The organism is Ureibacillus manganicus DSM 26584 (assembly GCF_000772945.1).
Classification (GTDB): Bacteria; Bacillota; Bacilli; order Bacillales_A; family Planococcaceae; genus Ureibacillus; species Ureibacillus manganicus.
Genome location: NZ_JPVN01000022.1, coordinates 1 through 21,373 on the forward strand (window position 1 = coordinate 1; position 21,373 = coordinate 21,373).

The window sequence follows — 21,373 nt, forward strand, 5'->3', positions numbered from 1 at the left end:
CAGACGAAACAATTGAATACGCAAAATTAAATGCTGGTGTAGTGCAGCCATCAAAAACGACTATTAACCCATATTATCTAGGTTTGAAAATCTTTGAAGATATTGAAAGACGATATGACAACCCAACAGAAGAAATGCGTAAATTGGGGATTAAACCAGGCTCTGGCCGAGAAAAAATCTATGAAGTCAGAGAAATTGAATCGGATATATCTTTTATCCGTAACTATTTAACGAAAGAGCTAGTTGAACAAGAAGATATGTACTTGTTTGAGAAAAAAGGACTTGAATATCGAATTAGTGATAAAGATTATGAAAATGTTAGAGATCAATTAGTTTCAATGCGAGTAAATGGTGGCTTCCCTTATATCGTAGTTGAAAATGGTGATTATTTGAGAAACGGGGAGCTCTATTTAAAACATGGATATGAAGGAATGGAGCTAGATTCACGTTATTTAGAACAGGTTCTGCAGTATATTTATCGATTATGGGGTCGTCCAGTACATGTAGAAACAATTGTAGAAGAAAAGCCAATTTTATATACCTACGATGGTAAGAAAAACTCTAAGAGGTTTATGTAATATATAGTAACACTCAATGATAAAAACCCGTGAAGTTTATTAAGTTCACGGGTTTTTTAAAATGCAAATGCTAATAAGGTTTAGAATTACGTGCTCTATTGATAACATCATCAATTACTTTCTTTCCATCTTTTGCTCCGAGTGGGCGCGGATTGAATTCCTCAGCAAATTCTTCTTTATTATTTCGTGCTTGTTTTGCTTTTTCTTGTAGACCTTCTCTCAATCGGCGACCATATTCTTCATCTGCCTGTTCAGCGAGGGCAATCATTTTATCTTGGATTTCTTGTGGACATATACTTAAATCATTGACTAAGTTATTAATCAATTCATCTTTTTCCCATTGCTCGAAGTTACGATATGTTTCACCGGCTTGTTTTGTATTGTCATTACGTTCGATTGATTCTCGTACAAGTTCCCCCTGAATCATTGGTGTATATTCTTTTCCCACTTGCTTCGCTTCTTTTAAACCACCCATACTTGAAGGTTCGTAGTTCACATGTAAATTTTGGCCAGGAGCTTTGTCGTTGTAATAACGTAACTGACCACCTTCTTGGTTTGTAGCTACTCGTTTTTTGGCAGCATTTATTGGGAGTTGCAGATAATTCGCGCCTACTCGATAACGTTGTGTATCAGAGTAGGAAAATGTTCTACCTTGTAACATTTTGTCATCAGAAAAATCGAGTCCATCGACAAGTACGCCTGTACCAAATGCAACTTGTTCAACTTCGTTATGGAAGTTTTCTGGGTTTTTATTTAATACCATCCGCCCAACAGGTAGCCATGGAAATTTGTCGTTCGGCCAAAGTTTCGTATCATCAAGAGGGTCAAAGTCTAGCTCAGGATGAGGGCCATCCTCCATAATTTGTACGAACAATTCCCATTCTGGATAGTCGCCTTGCTCAATTGATTCATATAAATCCTGTGTTGCATGGTTAAAATTTTTCCCTTGGATTTCCTCGGCTTCCTTTACCGTTAAGTTTTTAATGCCTTGTTTTGGTTCCCAATGGTATTTTACAAGAACTGCTTTTCCTTCGTTGTTAACCATTTTATATGTGTTAACTCCTGAACCTTGCATCATACGATAGTTTGCAGGTATTCCCCAAGGTGAATAGACAAGGGTTACCATATGGAAGGATTCAGGTGAATTTGCGCAAAAATCAAAGAAACGTCTCGCATCTTGAATGTTTGTAACAGGATCAGGTCTGAAAGCATGAATCATATCAGGAAACTTCATAGCATCACGGATAAAGAAGATTTTTAAATTGTTTCCTACTAAGTCCCAGTTTCCATCTTCTGTATAAAATTTCACTGCAAACCCTCGTGGATCACGTACTGTTTCTGGCGAATGTAAACCATGAACAACTGTAGAAAAACGAACGAAGACAGGGGTTTTCTTACCTTTTTCTTGAAAAAGCTTGGCACGTGTATATTTGGAAGCCGGGTCATCTCCAATTGTTCCATAGGCTTCAAAGTAACCATGTGCACCAGCACCTCGAGCATGTACGATACGTTCAGGAACTTTCTCCCTGTCAAAGTGGCTAATTTTTTCAATAAAATCATAGTTCTCTAGAGTTGCAGGCCCACTATTCCCAACGGTGCGTATATTTTGGTTATTTGTAATGGGGTGTCCCTGACGATTTGTTAACGTATCGTCATTTTCAATATTTGTTTGGTACTTATCTTGATTTGATGGATCGTTAGTCATTTAAACCCTCCTCAATAATGAAGTTATCTTCATGAAAATAATGTCCTAATGCAACATAGATTAATCATTTAACTATTTTTTTGTCGTAGGAGCTAACTAAAGGGCGATTTACTAATGGAGAGAGTTGCTCATAAAGTGGAGCAGGACAGGGAGTTGCTCATAAGAGGGCAAAAGTTGCCCATAACAGGGTGGAAGTTGCTCATAACGGGGTGGAAGTTTCTCATAAGATGGCCAAAGTCGCTCATATCTGGTGAAAATTTGCTCATAAAGAGAGGAAAGTTGCTCATATCGTGGCCAAAGTTGCTCACAAAGTGGAGCGGGACAGGGAGTTGCTCATAAGAGGGCAAAAGTTGCTCATATCGGGTGAAAAGTTGCCCATAAAGAGCCCAAAGTCGCTCATAATAACCCCAGAGCCGCCAATTAGGGGGGATTCGCTCAATTCCGGGGAAAAGCCGCTCAATCCAAGTTTAGAGTCGCTCAATTCCGAGGGAAAGTCGCTCAATTCAAGCGGAAAGCCGCTCAATCCGAGAAAGCCGCTCAATTCCGCGGGAAAGTCGCTCAATCCAAGCGGAAAGCCGCTCAATTCCGCCCCGAAAGCGCTCAATCCCGGGGGAAAGCGCTCAATCCGGGAAAGTCGCTCAATCCAAGCGGAAAGCCGCTCAATTCCGAAAGAAAACCGCTCAATCCCGCACCAAAGTGGCACAATCTCATCCCCACAGCCAACAAAAAAAGCGCCTTGTCGCAAGGCGCATTCTCTAGATTGCAATGATTATTGGCAATATCATTGGTTTTTTATTAGTTTGTTCAAATACAAAGTTGCCAACTTCTTTTTTAATAGCCCGTCGCATTCCTTGTACGTTCGCATCATTAAATGGATCGATTGTTCTTTTTACCACTTCATTAATATTGCTTAGCAATTCTTCTGAATTCTTTGCATAAACAAATCCACGTGAAATGCTATCTGGGTCACTAATACGATCCCCATTATCCTTACTAATCGACACAACAATTACAAGCATACCTTCTTCGGATAATTGTTTACGATCGCGCAGGACGATATCAAACACCTCGTCGTCCCCTGCATTATCGACATATGTGTCTCCAGCAGGTACACTACGTGTTTGCCTTGCTTCACCGTGCTGGAAATCTACTACGTCCCCATTTTTAATAATAAATGTATGACCTTCTTCAACCCCAACTGCCTCAGCCAACTTCTGGTGAATATGGAGCATACGATATTCACCATGGATTGGAATAAAATACTTTGGTTTCATCAAGGTAAGCATAAGTTTTAAATCTTCCTGATAGCCATGTCCTGAAACATGCATGCCTGTAATTTTTGCGGAACCATAAATCACATTAGCTCCTAATTGAAATAGATTATCAACAATTTTGGAAACGTCTTTTTCATTTCCAGGGATTGGCGATGCGGCAAAAATGACTGTATCACCTGGGTAGACTTTCACATCTCGGTTGCTATTTGTGGATAATCGGGATAAAGCTGCAAGAGGCTCTCCCTGACTTCCTGTACATAAAATAGTTAATCTTTCAGGCGGAAGGTGTCTAACATCTCTTGCGTCTACTAGCATCCAATCAGGTACATCTAAATATCCTCTTGCTCGTGCAACACCAATAACATTTACCATACTCCGACCAAGTAACGCCAATTTTCGATTTGTTTTTTTACAAGCTTCAACAATTTGCTGCACACGATTCACATTCGATGCAAATGTCGAAATAATAATCTTTCCTGTTGCACCAAAGAATGCTTCTTCAATGTGTCTACCAACTTCACTCTCAGAAGGTGTAAGTCCAGGTCTTTCTGCATTAGTACTTTCGGAAATTAAAGCTAATATTCCTTCTTCACCGATTTTCGCCATTTTATGAATATCAGAATATTGGTCATTAACTGGAGTCAAATCAAATTTAAAATCCCCTGTATGAACAACTTTTCCTTCAGGAGTATCAAATACTATTCCCAAACAGTCAGGAATACTATGGCTTGTTCTAAAGAAACTAACTTTTATATTACCAAAGTCTAAATTGGAAGTTTCATTAATCTCAACTAATGTGGATTCACGTAGTAATTTATGTTCTCTTAGTTTTAGTTCTATTAACCCAAGGGTAAATCGAGTGGCATAGATAGGGATATTTAGCTTCTTTAAAAGGTACGGAATCCCACCGATATGATCTTCATGTCCATGAGTAACAACTAACCCACGAATTTTGTGATGATTTTGCTGTAGATAGGTTACATCGGGAATGATTAAGTCAATCCCAAGTAAGGCTTCACCTGCAAACTTCGCTCCACAATCAATGATAATAAGGTCATCGCCGTATTCCAGAACGTACATATTTTTACCTATTTCATTAATTCCACCTAAAGCAAAAATTGATAATGTATTTTGTTTTTCAGACAATGTAACTCCCTCTTTTCACCAACACTTGTTCTTTACTACTCTTATTTTGATTTCATAACACTGATTAGTATATCTATTTACAAAATGTCCTATACGAGTGATTTCTATGGATTTTCAACTAACGGATATCTAACTTTATTTTTTTTCTATTAATTTTCGAAAAATAAGTATGAAAGTCTATTAACTCGAATAGAATTTTATAAGTTTACTATTTGGAAAATATATAGTAGAGGAATGAAATATTATGCAAAAGTTCTTGATTAGCTGGATACTCTTACTAGGGATGGCCTTTTTTATATTAGCTTTTTTCTTGGAATCGTTATTAATGGTTGGTTCTTATTTATTTATCGCGTTACTTATGTTTTTCTGGGGTTATATTGAGTTAAAAAAAGAAATTGATAAGAGAATTGAAAAAGACATTGAAGATACTAAGCAATTATTAGAAGAAATTCCACATACTAAATTAACACTTTCAGAGGATTTACTATGCAGTTTACTAATCGATGAAAATACACATACATTTTATGTAGCCAACAGAGAGGATACAGATGATGAATTTACATTCAAGTCATATCCATTTTCAAAATTATTAGAAGTAGCAATTTTAGAGGATGGAAACGTTAAATATCTTTTCCCGAGGCAAGGAATTCTAGGCGGTACAATCAATGAAGAAGGGCAAGCCATTATTAATGTAATTGATCCTGAAGAAATGGAATATGAGGATGTTGATGATGAGACCATTAGAAAACTAACTTTAAAGCTCGTGCTGGACGATTTCTCAAATCATACATTTGAATATACTTTTTTTGAAAAAGAAGATCCCATTGAAAAAGATAGTGACGACTATAAGGATTCAATAAAAGAATGTACAAACTGGTATCATATGATCAGTTTAGCCATTAATCAATATAAGAACGAAAAAAGATTAGTTGGACAATGGTAATATCAATATATACTCTGAAAAAACATTAACACTATTTAGCCTAACTCCATATTTATATAAGTGGAGGAGGGTTTTGCGGTGATATCAACAGAAACGTTAACCATTCAAGGGCATATTTTTAATGCTGTGACCGTTTATTTACCAAAGACAACATTATTAACAATTTCAAATGACATTGGGTATATTATGTGCGGTGCTTTGGATGTTGGATTGTTGAACGAGAGACTTGCGGATCGTAAAATTGTCGCTGGGCGAGCAGTTGGTGTAAAAACAATCGATGAATTGCTAAAAGCTCCCCTTGAATCAGTTACCTTTGAAGCAGAAAAGTATGGAATAGTAAAAGGCATGATTGGTGAAGAAGCTTTACTAAAAATGATTTAACTAAATATATTTTAGTGACGTATTTGTTTTGAAAAACAAGTATGTCACTTTTTTTGCGGATAAAAAAGTATAAGTTTTTAAGGTAATCCGCATAAGAAAAGACATCATCTCGACCTATTTGGGTCGAGATGTGTTTTCTAATTTTAAAAATAATATAATCAAAATGCGAATATGCTAGAAATTTGATAAAATGAATGACAATATGACTGATTGGAGAATTAGATTGTGAAAACATTTAAGAAAGTTTATGTAGAGATTATTAGTGTATGTAATCTTGCTTGTAGTTTCTGTCCCCCTACGAATCGTACAAAGGGAATTATAAAAGTAGAGGATTTTAATAGAATTTTAGATCAACTTAAACCACATACAAAATATATATATTTGCATGTAAAGGGAGAGCCGTTAATGCATCCCCGAATTGATCAATTGCTTGACGCAGCACACGAAAAAGGGTTTAAAGTGAACATTACTACGAATGGAACTCTTATAAAGAAAAATCGTGAAAAACTTTTAGGTAAACCTGCATTAAGACAAATTAATTTCTCTTTACATAGTTTCGATGGACATGAAGGTTCAGAAAATCGTGAAAAGTATTTAGGTGATATTCTCGAGTTTGTTCGCAATGCAAAAGACCATGGAATAATTATCTCCTATCGTTTATGGAACCTACAACGAGGCCAATCTACTGAAATTGCTAAAAGAAGAAATAGAGAGACGTTAGATATTATAGAAAAAGAATATAATCTTGATTATAGAATTGAAGAAAAAGTTGTACCAGGTGGCGGAGTGAAAATTGCTCATAATATTTATTTAAATCAAGACCATGAATTTAGATGGCCAAGCCTTTTTGCGCCAGAAGATGAGGGGAAAGGATTCTGTCACGCACTAAGAAGTCATGCAGCAATATTAGTAGATGGAACAGTAGTACCATGCTGTCTTGATGGGGATGGGATTATTAAACTCGGAAATGTGAACGATCAATCATTTAATGAGATTGTAGAAGGTGAACGGGCTAATCGAATTGTCGAAGGCTTTTCTAATCGAGTAGCAGTTGAAGAATTATGTAGAAAATGTGGCTTCCGTCAGAAGTTTGGAATGTAGTGGAATATCTACATTATAATAGCTAAGTTGTCGAAAAATACTCGTGAATTAACAATGACTTTACATTTGTATAGTATGATGTGAAAAAGTGACTAATCATGGGGTGAATCCTTAGATGGTAAAGTTGAAATTTACATTAATGATCTTCGTTTTATGTACATTTTTAGTAGGATGTAACATTAACAAAGAGGAATTAACCATAGGGATGATCCCTGTGAAAGAAAAAGAAACGATGCTAAATGATTTTGAACATATTAGACTTTATTTAGAAGAACAACTAGAAGTTCCTGTGAATGTCATTGTGACTGAAGATTATGCGAGACTTGTAGAAGAAATGGAAAATAAAACAGTCGATATTGGATGGTATGGTGCTTTTTCCTACATTGCTGCAGATAGTTTTTTAGATTTAACACCACTAGTTCTACAGGAAAGAAAAGCAGAAGGATTATACTATCAATCTTTGATCATAACACCACAAGATTCTAATATTCATACAATTGAAGATTTAAAAGGAACTACCTTTGCATTTGTCGATTCCGGTTCAACATCAGGATTTGTCCTTCCTTTCGCATTATTTAAAAGTAAAGATATTGAAATAGAAAACTTTTTCAGTGAAATACATTATTCAGGCACTCACCAACAAGTACCTACAGATTTAGTAAATGGTAAAGCAGATGCAGGTGCAATTAGTAGCATCCAATTAGAAAAATTGATAAGTAAAGGCGATATTGACGGTAATGATTTTCGAATAATATGGAAATCAGAAGATATTCCTGGATCACTTTATGTTGCTAGAAGTGCTGTTAGTGAAGAAATGCAAGAGAAATTTATCAATGCTATGGTGGCAATACATCAAGAACAGCCAGATTCGTTAGAAAAATTTGATGGCTCAATTAATAGATTTATTGAAGTTGATAATGATATTTATCATTCAATAAGAAATATTGCAACGATTTTAGGAAAAGACTACATGATGGAATTTTTCTTAAAAAGATAATGAGTAAACTTGAGGATGAGTGGCCGGTTTGAGAACAAAAAGTATTAAACTTTGGGCAATATTATTAATATTGTTTATGTGTATAACCACTATGACACTATTTGGTTTTATTGCATCACAAAGCTTAAAGAAAAATATCGAATTGCAATATAAACAGGAATCACAATCTGTTTTAAATCGTACAGTAACTTCTTTTGAAAGTTCATTTAATGCTGTTGAAAAGTTTTTAGAGCAGATCGAGCAAACATTTATCATGCAACCGAAAATGACTACTGAAGAATTAGGGTTGTTATTTAATACATATCAAAATATTATGCCATCTAATAGTTCACTAATTTACGGACATATTAATGGGCATCTTTATACAGGAAATAATTTAGTAGTACCTAATGACTTCTCACCAATTAAACGGGAGTGGTATAAGAAGGCAATAGTCAACAAAGAAGGGATTAACTGGACTGAGCCATACTTAGATTACTTCAATCAGAATATCGTCATCACTGCATCGCAATATGTAAATGGTCAAAATCATGATGGGGTTATAGGCATAGATTTTAAATTAAATGAATTAAGTAAAATCATTAGCAATTCAATGATTGGTGAAGACGGCTTTGTCTTGTTGTTAAATCAAAATGGGACGGTCATTGCCAATGGAGATAATTATCTAATTGGTGAAACGTTATTTGATGAACAATATAATTTACTAATCGAAGAAAGTAGAAAAAGTTATGTTTCATATTCAATTGATGAACAACAGTATTTACTTCATTCTTACCAATTAAGACAAAATGGAATGAACATCGTTACTGCTATTAGTAAAGATGAATTAGATGCAAAGCTAATCCAAAACTTATTTCCTATATTAGTCGCAGGAGTTATTTGTATATTAATATTTAGCATTATCGGTTATGGAATTACATTACTTTGGACAAGACCATTAAAAAAATTGGGAATTCTTATGAATCATGTTGAAAATGGAAACTATCAAGTCCGTGCAAATGTAAAGAGCTACCAAGAAGTAACCCGTTTAGCTAAAGGTTTTAATAGTATGATTCGAGCGATTAAAAAACGGGATAGAGAACTCATTTTTTCAAACAGTGAATTAAAGCGTACAGAGGAACAATTACGTAGTAAGTATGATGAGTTAAAAGAATCGCAAAGAGTCCTAAAACTAAGTGAAGAAAAGGTTGCACATCTTGCTTCTCATGATTCTTTAACAGGTCTACTAAATCGTAGAAGGTTAAATGAAGAATTAAATAAATCAATAATAAATTATAAAGATTGTCCAATTGCTGTTATTTTTATTGATTTAGATAATTTTAAGATGATAAATGATACATTAGGGCATTCCTTCGGGGATCAACTAATCATCAAAGTGGCAGAGATGTTAAAAAATATTTCTCCTCCCTACAAACAAGTTGCACGTATTAGTGGTGATGAATTTATATTAATCATTCACGATGTAGAATCAGAAAAACAAGCAGGGGAAATTGCTAAAGAAATAGTCGAATTATTTGATACAGGCATAGCTATTGATTCGAAAATATTAAATGTGACGGCTAGTATCGGTGTAGCATTATATCCTAAGCATGCTTTAACAGCGGAGGACTTATTGAAGACCGCTGATATGGCAATGTATCGTGCAAAAGGATCCGGCAAGAATGGTTATCGATTATTTGATGAAAGTATTCAACAAGAGATTGAAGAAAAAACGGTAATCGAATCAGGGATACGTAATAGTCTTGAAACAAATGGATTGGAATTACATTTCCAACCATTGTACAGTACGAATCATAACAAAATTACAAGTATTGAAGCTTTATTGCGTGTGAAATCACCTGATTTAATGAAATTTGGAATCCAAAAAATCATTCAAATAGCTGAGGTAACAGGACAAATTATTGAAATAGATAATTGGGTTCTAGAAAATGCATGCAGAGCAATAATACGCATCAATAAGCAGCTATTAGATCCTGTAAAAATCTCTGTTAACATCTCACCTGTTCATATAATGCAACAGGATTTTGTCGAGAATGTTCGAGGTATTGTTGAAAACACTGGAATACCACCGGAATGGCTACAACTAGAAATTACAGAAACCTCTTTAATGAAATCTTTTGAAACAAACTTAAAAAAATTAGAACTGCTAAAACAGCTTGGAATATCAATTCATCTAGATGATTTTGGTACAGGTTATTCCTCATTAAGCTATTTAAATAGTTTACCTATTGATCGGGTGAAAATTGATAAAAGTTTCGTAGATATGATGTTAAAGTCAGAAAAAGAACGAAGAATTATCGAAACAATCATCAGTTTAGCACATAATATTGGATTGCAAGTTGTTGCAGAGGGCGTAGAGTATAAAGAACAACTTGAGATGCTAATAAAATATAACTGTGAGCTTGTCCAAGGGTATTACATTAGTAAACCATTAAACTATGAGCAAATAGCTGTAAGATTATTAGAAGAAGATGTGACTAGTATTAACTAGTTGCATCTTTTTTTATACTGAAATTTTTACGTTCCTCGTAATTAGGCTAGTTGTCATACCCACAAATAAAATCGTTACAATTGACAGGAGTAATGTCGAAGTTGAGATTAAAAGCCCACCTAATAAAACAACCAAAGCATCAATGAAAAAAATAATAACCCCTACGTTAATTCCTGTTTTATCGCAAATGAATTGTGCGATCAAGTCAGTTCCACCAGTGCTTGTCTTAAATTTGAGCATCAGCCCGATGCCTAGCCCAACTAATATTCCCCCTAATATAGAGCTAAACATAGGGTCAATTCGAACGTACTGCTGAAGTGGTCTAAAGAGGTCTATAAAGAATGAAGATATAATCATTCCATGCAAACTATTGTAAAAGTAATCGCGATAGAAAAACCAAGCAACCATAAAAATTGGAATACTTAAGCAAATAATCATAAGTCCCGCTTTTAAGTTCCATAAATAGTTTAGTATAAGACCAATTCCAATAATCCCTCCATCTAAGATTTTATAGGGAACTAGAAAGAAATTAATACCTAAAGCAATAAGGATACTACAAATAATAATGATAAATGCTTTATTAAAAAAATACATACATTTCCTCCAAAGAGTGGACATGTATGTATCTTATGAAATGAATTAAAATTTAATGAGCTTAATCTATTTGAGAATTTGATAACTTATAATACCTCAATTAACCTTACGCATGGATAGAAACAGCTGTACCGTTAGGAATGATTCCTGCAAGTTCTTCTACATCATGATTTTGCATGCGAATACATCCCCTTGACACTGCCTTCCCAATTGAACTTGGATCATTTGTTCCGTGAATTCCGTAATGCTCTTTCGAAAGACTCATCCACATCGTACCAAAGGGCCCACCAGGGTTTGGTGCACGATTGATTACGACATAGTTTCCAATAGGTGTTTGATAAAGCATACGACCTACAGCAATTGGATAGGTTTTTTGCAATACATTATTTCTATATAAACTTAGTCTTCTATTATTTATCGAAACTTCAATTCTATAAGGAATAGAACTTGGGTCAGGTAAACCAGGAATATCAATTCGCTGACCTACGTAAATTAAATCTGGGTTGATTGTAGGATTTGCACCAATTAAAAGGGCAATTGGTAAACGATAATCTCGTGAAATTTGTAGAAGTGTCTCTCCAGGTAGTACTGTGTGATACACCGAAATCACTCCATTCAATTTAAGTATTCTCTACATCTTATGTCGAAATATGAAATCGTTTCGAATGGAAGTGGAATAATTAATTTACAAAATAACTAAAATATTACAAAAAAAGCGTTGAAAACTAATACCGTTAGTTATATTATAAAACTAACGGTATTAGTTTTTGGGGAAGAACAATAATTCATTTTAAGGGGCTAACATAATGAGGATTTCAAAGTATGGCAATCTTTATCAATTAACACTATTACCAAGATTATTTCCGGTGAATTGTTATGTTTATGAGGAAGAAAATGAATTAACTCTAATCGATGCAGGAATGCCAGCGAGCTTTAAAGGAATTGTACAATTAGTCGAACGTATCAAGAAGCCATTAACGAATATTATTTTAACCCATGCTCACGGGGATCATGTTGGTTCATTGGACCAGTTAAAACAACACTTCCCTAATGTAGCTGTGTCTATATCTCAACGCGACAGCAGACTACTAGCAGGGGATTTAACTTTAGATGCAGAAGAACCGAATACACCTATTAAAGGCGGATTTGATAAAAATTTGAAAACAATACCAGATAGGTTATTAAATGAAGGGGATCGAATTGGTTCTTTTGAAGTCATCTCTACTCCAGGTCATACTCCAGGTTCTATCTCTCTATTTAATACGACTAATCGACAACTGATAGTGGGCGATGCAATGCAAACAAAGGGGAAAGTAGCAGTTGTTGGTCAACTAGTACCAACGTTTCCATTTCCTACTTTTGGTACTTGGAATAAGGAACTTGCTCTTTATAGTGTTAAAAAAATATATGAATTACAACCGTCACTTGTAGCTGTTGGACATGGGAAAGTGTTAGAGTACCCAAAAGATTTGGTAAAACAAGCAATTCAAGATGCAGAAAAGAAATTAGTTAATGTATAAGGAATGATGTAAAGTGCCTAGAGTAGGATTAGATATAAATAAAATTATTGAAACAGCAGTAGAAATAGCTGATCAAGAGGGAATAGAAGCAGTTACTCTTGCAACACTTGCAAGAAAATTATCTGTAAAATCTCCTTCACTATTCAATCATATTAAAGGTTTAGCAAGTTTAAAAAGGGAAATGTCATTATATGGTTTAAGACTACTACTAGAAAAGTTAAAAAATTCTATTGAAGGTAAACAACAAGATGAAGCGCTTTATGCAATGGCATATGCTTATGTAGCATTTACGCGTGAGCATCCTGGTTTGTATGAAGTAACTATACAAGCACCTGAAGTAATTGATGGGGAACTAAAAAAAGCAGGCGATGATATTGTTGAACTTATCATATATGTTTTAAAAGATTATAACTTAGATTATGAAAAAATGATTCACACGATCCGTGGATTAAGAAGTATATTGCATGGATTTTCATCACTTGAACAAAGTGGAGCATTCGCCTTGTCCGTTAATGTGGAGGAAAGTTTCAAATATATAATTAAAAACTTCATAAAAGCAATCCATCGTGTAGATAGAAAGTAGTCTTCTAATAAGTTCACAGGAAATGAGTTTGAGCACTAAATGTGTTCAAACTCTTTTAAATTCCTGGTGGAGCATAAATATAACTATAAATTTTCACTTTATCATTTCTCGGGAAATAATGTCGAACTGAAAATTAAAAAGTCGACTCAAAAAATGAGCTGGCTTTTTAGTTTTAGGTTTTAGTGAGGTTTAAATGAGTTAAGTATCATTTAAAAAAGTTTTTGGTATACTTGTGCAAAATTACTAAGGGTTCTTAAACTATTTGAAATATTCAATAATAGTTGATGTATACTAATATATGAAGATTCAATTATACTAATAAAATAGTTTTTTATAAGTTGGAGGAAGTTATGCAAAAATATATTGGCGAAGTCATGTTAATCATTACCGCAATTATATGGGGAAGTGGATTTGTATTTTCTGCTGTATCTTTAGAGTATTTTACCCCTTATCAAATACTTGCTTTTCGGTTCACTATAGGATTGATCATATTAAGTGCCATTTTTTATAAACGGTTAAAGAAAATAAAAAAATCTACATTAATAAGAGGTCTTGTGTTAGGGATATTACTGTATCTTGCTTTCTTACTTCAAACAGTAGGATTGCAATATACGACACCTTCTAAAAATGCATTTATTACTGCAGTGAATGTTGTTATCGTACCTTTCATTGCTTTCTTTGCATATCGAAGAAAGATAGACAAATTTGAGCTAACTGGTGCTTTTCTTGCAATCATTGGTATTGCTTTCTTATCACTGCAATTTACGGCTGAGGTAAATATAGGAGATTTGTTAACTTTAGCTTGTGCATTTGCGTTTGCGTATCAAATATTTTATACAGCAAAATACGTTAAAGATGAAGATCCTATCTTGCTTACAGTTGTTCAAATGGGTGTTGCAGCTATATTAGCATGGATTGCCTTATTAATAAAAGGAGATACAAACTTCTCGTTTGAAATGGAAGGAGTTTTATCTATTTTATACTTAGGTATCTTCTCTACAACACTAGCATACTGTTTCCAAACTATTGCACAAAAGTATACTTCCGAAACAAAAGCCGCAATCATTTTATCGACTGAGGCATTCTGGGGTATGGTATTCTCAATTATCTTGCTAAGCGAAGTTATCACGGCAAGAATGATTGTTGGTGCAGTGCTCATATTATTAGCAATCTTAATATCTGAAACAAAACTATCATTTTTCAAAAAGAAGGATTTACTAGATAATAATCTATTCCAAAACAAATAAACTCGTTGGCAAAGTATCTAAAAAATCATTTTTTTAGATACTTTTTTAATTCATTTAATTAAAATTCAAAATTATCTTGATATCGAAATAAATTACGCATATAATCCAATTAAACATAGTAATATACTGTGTAATAGTACATTGTTTTCCAAACTATAAATGAAATAAATAAAAATTGCATAAGTCTAGAGTTGAAGGGGATGGATAAAGTGGCGAATCCAGTTGAAATTGACCAAAAAGGGAAATTCAATCGACAAACAAATCGTTTTACAAATGTATTCGGAGATCAACCTGGGGAATTACCTGTTGAAGCTGACCGTTACCGTTTAATATGGTCTGAAATTTGTCCTTGGGCACACCGTACAGTCATAGTAAGAAGTTTACTAGGTTTAGAGGATGTCATTAGTTTAGGGACAGTAGCACCAATGCGTCCTGCAGTACCGCGTGTTGACTGGGATTTCTCATTAGATGAGGGTGGGGTAGATCCGGTTCTTGGTATTCAATATTTAAGTGAAATATATACAAATACAGATCCCGAATTCTCAGGTAGACCTACAGTACCAGCACTGGTAGATGTGAAAGAAGGGAAGGTCGTAAATAACGATTACTTCCGACTAACAAACTATTTTGAAATCGATTGGGCTCCGTTTCATAAAGAAAATGCCCCAAATCTATATCCAGAAGATTTACGCGATGAAATTGACTACTTAAGCGAAGTAATCTTCCATGATATAAATAATGGCGTTTACAAATGTGGGTTTGCTCGTTCACAAGAAGCATATGAAGAAGCTTACGATGTGTTGTTTAATCGACTTGATGAGTTGGAAGAAAGATTAGCTACAAAACGTTTCTTGTTTGGCGACTATATAACGGATGCAGATGTTCGTTTATACACAACTTTAGTTAGATTCGATGTTGCCTATTACGCTGCTTTTAAAACAAACCGTAATCGAATTGTCGATTTCCCAAATCTATGGGGTTATTTAAGAGATTTATATCAAACACCAGGATTTGGTGATACGACAAATTTCCACGCGATTAAATTGCATTATCATCTATCGAATCATATCGCAAGTGATGATCAAAAAAGCTTTAATATATTACCTAAAGGACCCGATACTTCGATTTTCATTACTACGCATAATCGGGAGAACATAAGTGGTAAAAAAGAAAAGTTCCTTATTTAAGGGGGATTGAAAAATGATAATCCGAGACGCTTTACCAAGCGAATACACAATAATACAGGAATTACGCTTACAAGCATATGAAGAACATGCATCAAAAATTCCTGAGGGGCATTGGAATGTATTAAAACAACAAATAGTAACTGATGATCAAAATTCAGAAATCGATATTATGGTTGCTGAAATCGATGGAGAGATTGTTGGTTCTGTAGTGTTATTCCCAGCAAAAGTACAAGGTTACCAAGGCCTTGTTGCGGATGAACTAGAATATCCTGAGCTTAGGAAGCTTGCAGTTTCTAGCAAGGTAAGAGGCAAAGGTATTGCAAAAGCTTTAGTAAATGAATGTATCAAACGTTCAAAAGAGAAAGGCTATAAAGCTATGGGATTACATACATCAGACTTTATGGAAACAGCCGTAAATTTGTATGAACAAATGGGTTTTGTAAGAGTACCCGAAAATGACTTTATTCCTCTTGATGACGGAATAGTTGTAAAGGCATTCCAAATTAGTTTTTAGGTTAGATAAATAATACCATTAGTAAAGAGGTCTAATTAAAGGCCTCTTTTTTTAATAGATTAACTTAATACTGTTAGCCGATTTCTTCAGTTATATTTTCGTGAATTTTACAAATTTAATGTACTTCAATGTAATATAATTAACTTATATAACCAGGGATTGGGAGGGGAAGAAATGAGCTTAGTTGAAGTAAAAGGTTTAACGAAAAAGTTTGGAAAATATAAGGCTTTAGATAATGTTCATATGGAAATCAATGAAGGGGAAATTTACGGTTTTATTGGCCCAAATGGAGCAGGAAAATCTACTACAATCCGAATACTATTAGGAATGCTTAAAGCTACAAGTGGAGAAGTGAAAATCTTTGGAAATGACGCATGGGAAGATGCAGTAGAAATACATAAATATCTTGCATATGTTCCAGGAGAGGCGAATCTATGGCCAAATTTAACTGGGGGAGAAGTTATTGATATCTTCCTAAAAATGCGTGGAAATGGAAGTAAAAATAAACGTGATGAATTAATTGAACGATTTAACTTAGACCCTACAAAAAAATGTAGAGCCTACTCTAAGGGGAATCGTCAAAAAATCGCATTGATCTCTGCTTTTGCCTCTGACGCACAATTATATATATTAGATGAACCAACTTCTGGTCTTGACCCACTTATGGAACGAACTTTTCAAGAGTGTGTTCTTGAAGTGAAAAATGAAGGGAAGAGTGTACTTCTTTCAAGTCATATTCTCTCCGAAGTGGAAAAACTATGTGATACAATCTCCATTATTCGTGAAGGTAAAGTCATTGAGACAGGTACTTTGAATGAGATGCGGCATTTAACACGTACAAATTTGCATGTACAAACAAAGCAACCTTTGCCCTCCATTCAGCATATGAAAGGTGTACATCATGTGGATAATCATAGTGATGGAGTTTCTATCCAAATAGATTCGGAAGAATTAGGAACAATTATTAAATTTATAAGTGATTTTGGTATTCTAAAATTAGAAAGCACACCTCCGACCCTAGAAGATTTATTTTTACGTCATTATGAAAATTCTAATTCTGTTGCTTCTACTGGAGGCAGAGGAATATGAATGTACAAATGTTGAAAGGTACTAGTCAGTTAATAAAAATTATTTCTAGACAACATCGTTTTCAAATAATTGCATGGTTAATGGGAATAGTGTTCGTGTCACTAGCAGTAGCTTCTAGTTATCAATCAGTTTACCAAAATGAAAGTGACAAACAGGGATTTGCTCTTACGATGCAAAATCCTGCGATGGTTGCAATGTTAGGACCAGGATATGAAGCAGATGAATATTTACTTACTATAGGTACTCAATTTGCTCATGAAATGTTACTGTTCACTCTACTTGCTATTGCGATAATGAACATTTTACTTGTGGGAAGTAGTACAAGAACAGATGAAGAAACAGGTAGAACTGAAGTACTTCGTTCCCTACCAATTGGAAGACTTTCATATCTAGCAGCTAGTATAATTGTTGTAGGTTGCGTGAATCTGATCATTGCATTAATAACTGGTATCGGCCTTCATCTACTAAATATAGAGGGAAATACATTAGAAAGTTCCATTTTATATGGAGCGATTTTAGGCTTAGGAGGATTCGTATTTGCAGCCATTACATCCTTATTCGCGCAAATTACTGATTCTTCAAGAGGAACAAAAGGGTTAGCTTTCGGGACTTTAGTTATAGCTTATTTTATAAGAGCTGTTGGCGACGTAGTAGATGAGAAAATATCTTTTTTTTCGCCACTTGGCTGGTTACTTAGAACAGATGTTTTTATAAACAATTATTGGTGGCCAATTGTTATATCTTCTATTTTTTCTATTGTCTTAATTATCATCACTTTCTATTTAAATTCAATTAGAGATTTAAATTCAGGTTTTTTACCGACACGAAAAGGCAGAACGAATGCTTCCTCCATGATCAAATCAATATTAGGACTTGTGTATCACTTACAAAGAATAAAGATTATTGCTTGGGGTATTGGTATTTTTGCACTTGGTGCAGCGTTTGGTGCGGTAATGGGTGATATGGAAAAGTACTTTTCTGACAATGAGTTTGTTCAAATGATGTTAGCCCAAATGGGAGACTTTTCGATAACGGATCAATTTATTTCGATGCTAATGGGGATCATGTCATTAATCTCTGTTATTCCAGTAATAATGACTATTCTAAAGTTAAAAAGTGAAGAAAACCACTATCGGACAGAGCATTTTTATAGTCGAGCCATATCAAGAAATAGGGTATTAGGAAGCTTTACGGTTTTAGCAATCATTGAAAGTATTATATATTTAATGTTATTAGCCCTAGGGTTATGGTTGGCTGCAAATACAATGATGGAAAATCCAATTTCATTTGCAACAATAATGCAATCTGCGTTAGTCTACTTACCAGCTATGTTCTTTATGATAGGTGTTACGGTATTTTTAGTCGGATTTGCTCCAAAATTTACAAGTGTTATTTGGCTATATTTTGCATTTTGTTATGTAGCTGTATATGTAGGTGGGTTGTTAAATTTCCCAGAGTGGATCATGTATTTATCTGCCTTTGAGTTAATCCCCAAAGTACCTGGAGAAGAAGTGGATATTCAATCATTATTCTTATTATTAGTTCTATTTATAGTATTTCTTTTTATCGGATTTAAGGGATATAACAAACGAGATATCGCGGGATAAACAATTAAAATACTTATAGATAAATAGAAAGAGGCATCGAAAAATTCGATGCCTCACTTTATTACATTGCTTCGTAATAATACATATCTGATATTAGATAATAACCGTACTCATCGATGACTACATAATATTCTGCAACTTCTGAATACGTTTCATATTCACCGTTTGCATCATATAAATCGTATTCTTCATTAGTAGTTACGATTGCATAACCTTCTTCTTCAAAAATTTCAATTCCTGTTATTTCAGTAGATAAATAATCGAACGTATAACCGGAGCCATAGTATTCACCAATTTGCCTTTCGATTTCTAAGTAAGCATTACTTTCTGGTGAAATCATGTCTTCAACCCAGTAGAAGTCACCGTCATTAATGGACCATTCATAGTATTCAAAGTAATCATTAATAAAGTTTGTTAATGTAGTTTCGTCAAAATAATAACCGTAAGTATCTAGGTAATTATCATAATCTACATATTCATCTGTTCCTTCACCATAATACTGTTCATACCATTTCCAGAAATCTGAATAATCTTCTCCAAGATCATTAACGTTTGTTTCGTAACCTGCATAAACATCTACTGAAACGACTTCACTTGCCGACATTGGATTTTTAATCCAATTATCGAAATACTCTTTAACTGTGTAAACTGGGATAGCAAAGGCAAAAGACTGATAGTTTAGGTAAACGATGGAATTGATACCTATTACATTTCCGTTTGTAGCATCAAATAATGGTCCTCCGCTACTTCCTTGGTCAATTTGAGCATCAATTTGATACAATTCATCGTATACAAAATTATAACCATCAATAGACATTTCTCTATCTGTACCCGTTAAATAACCGATAGAAGCTGAATTTTCGAATCCTTGAGGGCTACCAATGGCGATTACTTCAATACCAATGTCTGAAGGCTTATTTTCAATAGAAAGTGGTTCTGTCCTTGCGTATTCTTCGCTCTGAATAAGTGCAATATCTAAAGTGTCAGAAATACCTATAACTTTCCCTGGTGATTCTTGGCCTGCACTATTTCTTACAAGAACATCTGAAAAGCCTGCTACAACGTGGGCATTTGTTACAATATAGCCACCATCAGCATAAAGGAAACCTGAACCATGACCATCTTGAGTTATAATTGTAAACACTTTTGGTAAAGATTCCTTAATAATTTGTGTTTTTTCTTTTTGTTCAACGACTTCTTTTACTTTTTCTTCTTTTGTATCTTTCCCGTTTTTGTCATCATTTTTCTCGGGGTCTTCATTTCCATTCACATTGTTATTTTGATTGTTATTACCTTGCACAGTCTGACCAATCTGATTGTTATTGTTTAGTGGAGTCGCATTATTTTGACCGTTAAAGTAAGTAAATAAACCATAGCTTACCGCAAGGATCACAACAAGCAATACCGCCACACCAGAAATAATCCAAACTTTCGTGTTCTTTTTTGGTGGTTTTGGATTAGAACGTTGCGGACTATTTGATTGAAAATGACTATTAACCGGTTGTTGGAACTGACCATTACCCTGGAATCCTGGACCACCTGGTTGCTGGAATTGATCATTTCCGGGTTGCTGGTATCGTTGTTGGTTATTATACTGTTGGAATTGAGTTCCACCTGGTTGCTGGAATGGCTCGTTACCGGGCTGATTTAATTGTCCGTCAAAAGGTCTTTGGAATTCTTGGTTCCCTTGTCGCTGGAACGAATCTCCACTTGGTTGCTGATAGTTTTGGTTACCAGTTTGTTCGTAATGTTGCGTATTTGGTTCTCGATAATTAGGATATGAATGTTCATCATGTGTTTGTGAAGATTCTCCACCAGGCTGATGACCCATAGGATTGTTTAACATTGAGTGCCCACAATTCCCACAAAACTTAGAGCTTTTTTCGTTACTTTCACCACAATTTGGACAAAACATTACCCCACCTCCTAAATAATAAATTTATAAATAAATTAAAGACTAATAAAACAATTTTACTATTAAAACGATAACAATGTCTTCCAGACTTTTAGAGGTAGAAATGGTTTTCAGTTTTTTATAGTGATTGTTACATAAATACTATACATGATGGATGAAAAACGAGAAATAACAAATTTTCAAAAATTTTGAAAATAATAATTGATTTACCCTAATTGAAGAACTTGATTGAAAGGAGATTTACGTAAGAACAGATAGGCTCATATGATGAGAACGGAAAATGTAGAATGGGGTATCAAAAACGTATGGTATGAATAATTACAAATGCGGTAGTAATGCATTATATGGTGAATACTCCATTGTAACGACAGGTCGAATAATTTTTTTTTGGAAGAACTAGTATGGACTATTTTAAGAAGGAACCAGCGATGGCAAAACCAGAGTTTTATTGATTTATTTTGATATAAAATGTAAATAATTTTTAATATTTATAAGGAAAAA

19 protein-coding genes are annotated in these 21,373 nt (G+C 34.3%); 13 read left to right on the forward strand and 6 right to left on the reverse strand.

The window, feature by feature from the left end; translation table 11 throughout:
- The coding region (locus CD29_RS15240; protein WP_036188719.1) for a SpoVR family protein at positions 1-578 on the forward strand (578 nt) is incomplete at its 5' end.
- 70 nt (positions 579-648) lie between these two features.
- Here CD29_RS15240 and CD29_RS15245 read toward each other — a convergent pair.
- From CD29_RS15245 to CD29_RS15255, 3 genes are all read right to left on the reverse strand, one after another.
- Positions 649-2,283 carry a catalase gene (locus CD29_RS15245; protein WP_036188721.1) on the reverse strand — a complete coding sequence of 545 codons (1,635 nt, stop codon included), beginning with the start codon at positions 2,281-2,283 and terminating at the stop codon, positions 649-651.
- Positions 2,284-2,587: 304 nt separating this feature from the next.
- Complete coding sequence (locus CD29_RS20335; RefSeq protein ID WP_140422917.1) at positions 2,588-3,028, reverse strand: hypothetical protein; 441 nt, start codon at positions 3,026-3,028, stop codon at positions 2,588-2,590.
- Between the two features lie 10 nt (positions 3,029-3,038).
- The gene (locus CD29_RS15255) at positions 3,039-4,703 is read right to left on the reverse strand and encodes a ribonuclease J (protein ID WP_036188726.1); all 1,665 of its coding nucleotides are present in this window, start codon (positions 4,701-4,703) and stop codon (positions 3,039-3,041) included.
- Between the two features lie 310 nt (positions 4,704-5,013).
- On the opposite strand from CD29_RS15255, the gene CD29_RS15260 reads away from it, so the two are divergent.
- The 5 genes from CD29_RS15260 (at position 5,014) to CD29_RS19740 (ending at position 10,616) form a co-directional block, all read left to right on the forward strand.
- The gene (locus CD29_RS15260; protein WP_169716194.1) at positions 5,014-5,646 is read left to right on the forward strand and encodes a hypothetical protein; all 633 of its coding nucleotides are present in this window, start codon (positions 5,014-5,016) and stop codon (positions 5,644-5,646) included.
- A 78-nt stretch (positions 5,647-5,724) separates the two neighbouring features.
- Entirely contained in the window at positions 5,725-6,027 is a 303-nt protein-coding gene (locus tag CD29_RS15265) for a YunC family protein (RefSeq protein WP_036188731.1), read from the forward strand.
- 225 nt (positions 6,028-6,252) lie between these two features.
- The gene (locus CD29_RS15270; RefSeq protein ID WP_036188734.1) at positions 6,253-7,128 is read left to right on the forward strand and encodes a radical SAM/SPASM domain-containing protein; all 876 of its coding nucleotides are present in this window, start codon (positions 6,253-6,255) and stop codon (positions 7,126-7,128) included.
- 115 nt (positions 7,129-7,243) lie between these two features.
- Positions 7,244-8,125: a phosphate/phosphite/phosphonate ABC transporter substrate-binding protein gene (locus CD29_RS15275; protein WP_036188736.1), complete on the forward strand. Its 882-nt coding sequence runs from the start codon at positions 7,244-7,246 to the stop codon at positions 8,123-8,125.
- Positions 8,126-8,153: 28 nt separating this feature from the next.
- Positions 8,154-10,616: a bifunctional diguanylate cyclase/phosphodiesterase gene (locus tag CD29_RS19740; RefSeq protein ID WP_081976290.1), complete on the forward strand. Its 2,463-nt coding sequence runs from the start codon at positions 8,154-8,156 to the stop codon at positions 10,614-10,616.
- 12 nt (positions 10,617-10,628) lie between these two features.
- On the opposite strand, the gene CD29_RS15285 is transcribed toward CD29_RS19740, so the two are convergent.
- The gene (locus CD29_RS15285; protein WP_036188739.1) at positions 10,629-11,210 is read right to left on the reverse strand and encodes a YitT family protein; all 582 of its coding nucleotides are present in this window, start codon (positions 11,208-11,210) and stop codon (positions 10,629-10,631) included.
- Between the two features lie 106 nt (positions 11,211-11,316).
- Complete coding sequence (locus CD29_RS15290) at positions 11,317-11,811, reverse strand: L,D-transpeptidase family protein (protein WP_036188742.1); 495 nt, start codon at positions 11,809-11,811, stop codon at positions 11,317-11,319.
- A 205-nt stretch (positions 11,812-12,016) separates the two neighbouring features.
- On the opposite strand from CD29_RS15290, the gene CD29_RS15295 reads away from it, so the two are divergent.
- From CD29_RS15295 to CD29_RS15325, 7 genes are all read left to right on the forward strand, one after another.
- The gene (locus CD29_RS15295) at positions 12,017-12,730 is read left to right on the forward strand and encodes an MBL fold metallo-hydrolase (protein WP_036188744.1); all 714 of its coding nucleotides are present in this window, start codon (positions 12,017-12,019) and stop codon (positions 12,728-12,730) included.
- A 13-nt stretch (positions 12,731-12,743) separates the two neighbouring features.
- Complete coding sequence (locus CD29_RS15300; protein WP_036188746.1) at positions 12,744-13,313, forward strand: TetR/AcrR family transcriptional regulator; 570 nt, start codon at positions 12,744-12,746, stop codon at positions 13,311-13,313.
- Between the two features lie 350 nt (positions 13,314-13,663).
- The gene (locus CD29_RS15305) at positions 13,664-14,560 is read left to right on the forward strand and encodes a DMT family transporter (protein ID WP_036188749.1); all 897 of its coding nucleotides are present in this window, start codon (positions 13,664-13,666) and stop codon (positions 14,558-14,560) included.
- Between the two features lie 200 nt (positions 14,561-14,760).
- Positions 14,761-15,747, forward strand: a complete 987-nt coding sequence (locus tag CD29_RS15310) for a glutathione S-transferase family protein (protein ID WP_052124201.1) — start codon at positions 14,761-14,763, stop codon at positions 15,745-15,747.
- Positions 15,748-15,760: 13 nt separating this feature from the next.
- Positions 15,761-16,261, forward strand: a complete 501-nt coding sequence (locus tag CD29_RS15315) for a GNAT family N-acetyltransferase (protein WP_036188753.1) — start codon at positions 15,761-15,763, stop codon at positions 16,259-16,261.
- 174 nt (positions 16,262-16,435) lie between these two features.
- Positions 16,436-17,350 (forward strand): ABC transporter ATP-binding protein, encoded by a 915-nt coding sequence (locus tag CD29_RS15320; RefSeq protein WP_036188755.1) that lies wholly within the window; start codon positions 16,436-16,438, stop codon positions 17,348-17,350.
- Positions 17,347-18,957 (forward strand): ABC transporter permease, encoded by a 1,611-nt coding sequence (locus CD29_RS15325; protein WP_036188757.1) that lies wholly within the window; start codon positions 17,347-17,349, stop codon positions 18,955-18,957. Before CD29_RS15320 ends, CD29_RS15325 begins: the two co-directional genes overlap by 4 nt.
- Before the next feature lie 61 nt (positions 18,958-19,018).
- Here CD29_RS15325 and CD29_RS19745 read toward each other — a convergent pair whose 3' ends face one another.
- Entirely contained in the window at positions 19,019-20,872 is a 1,854-nt protein-coding gene (locus CD29_RS19745; RefSeq protein ID WP_052124202.1) for a trypsin-like peptidase domain-containing protein, read from the reverse strand.
- Positions 20,873-21,373 lie beyond the last annotated feature (501 nt).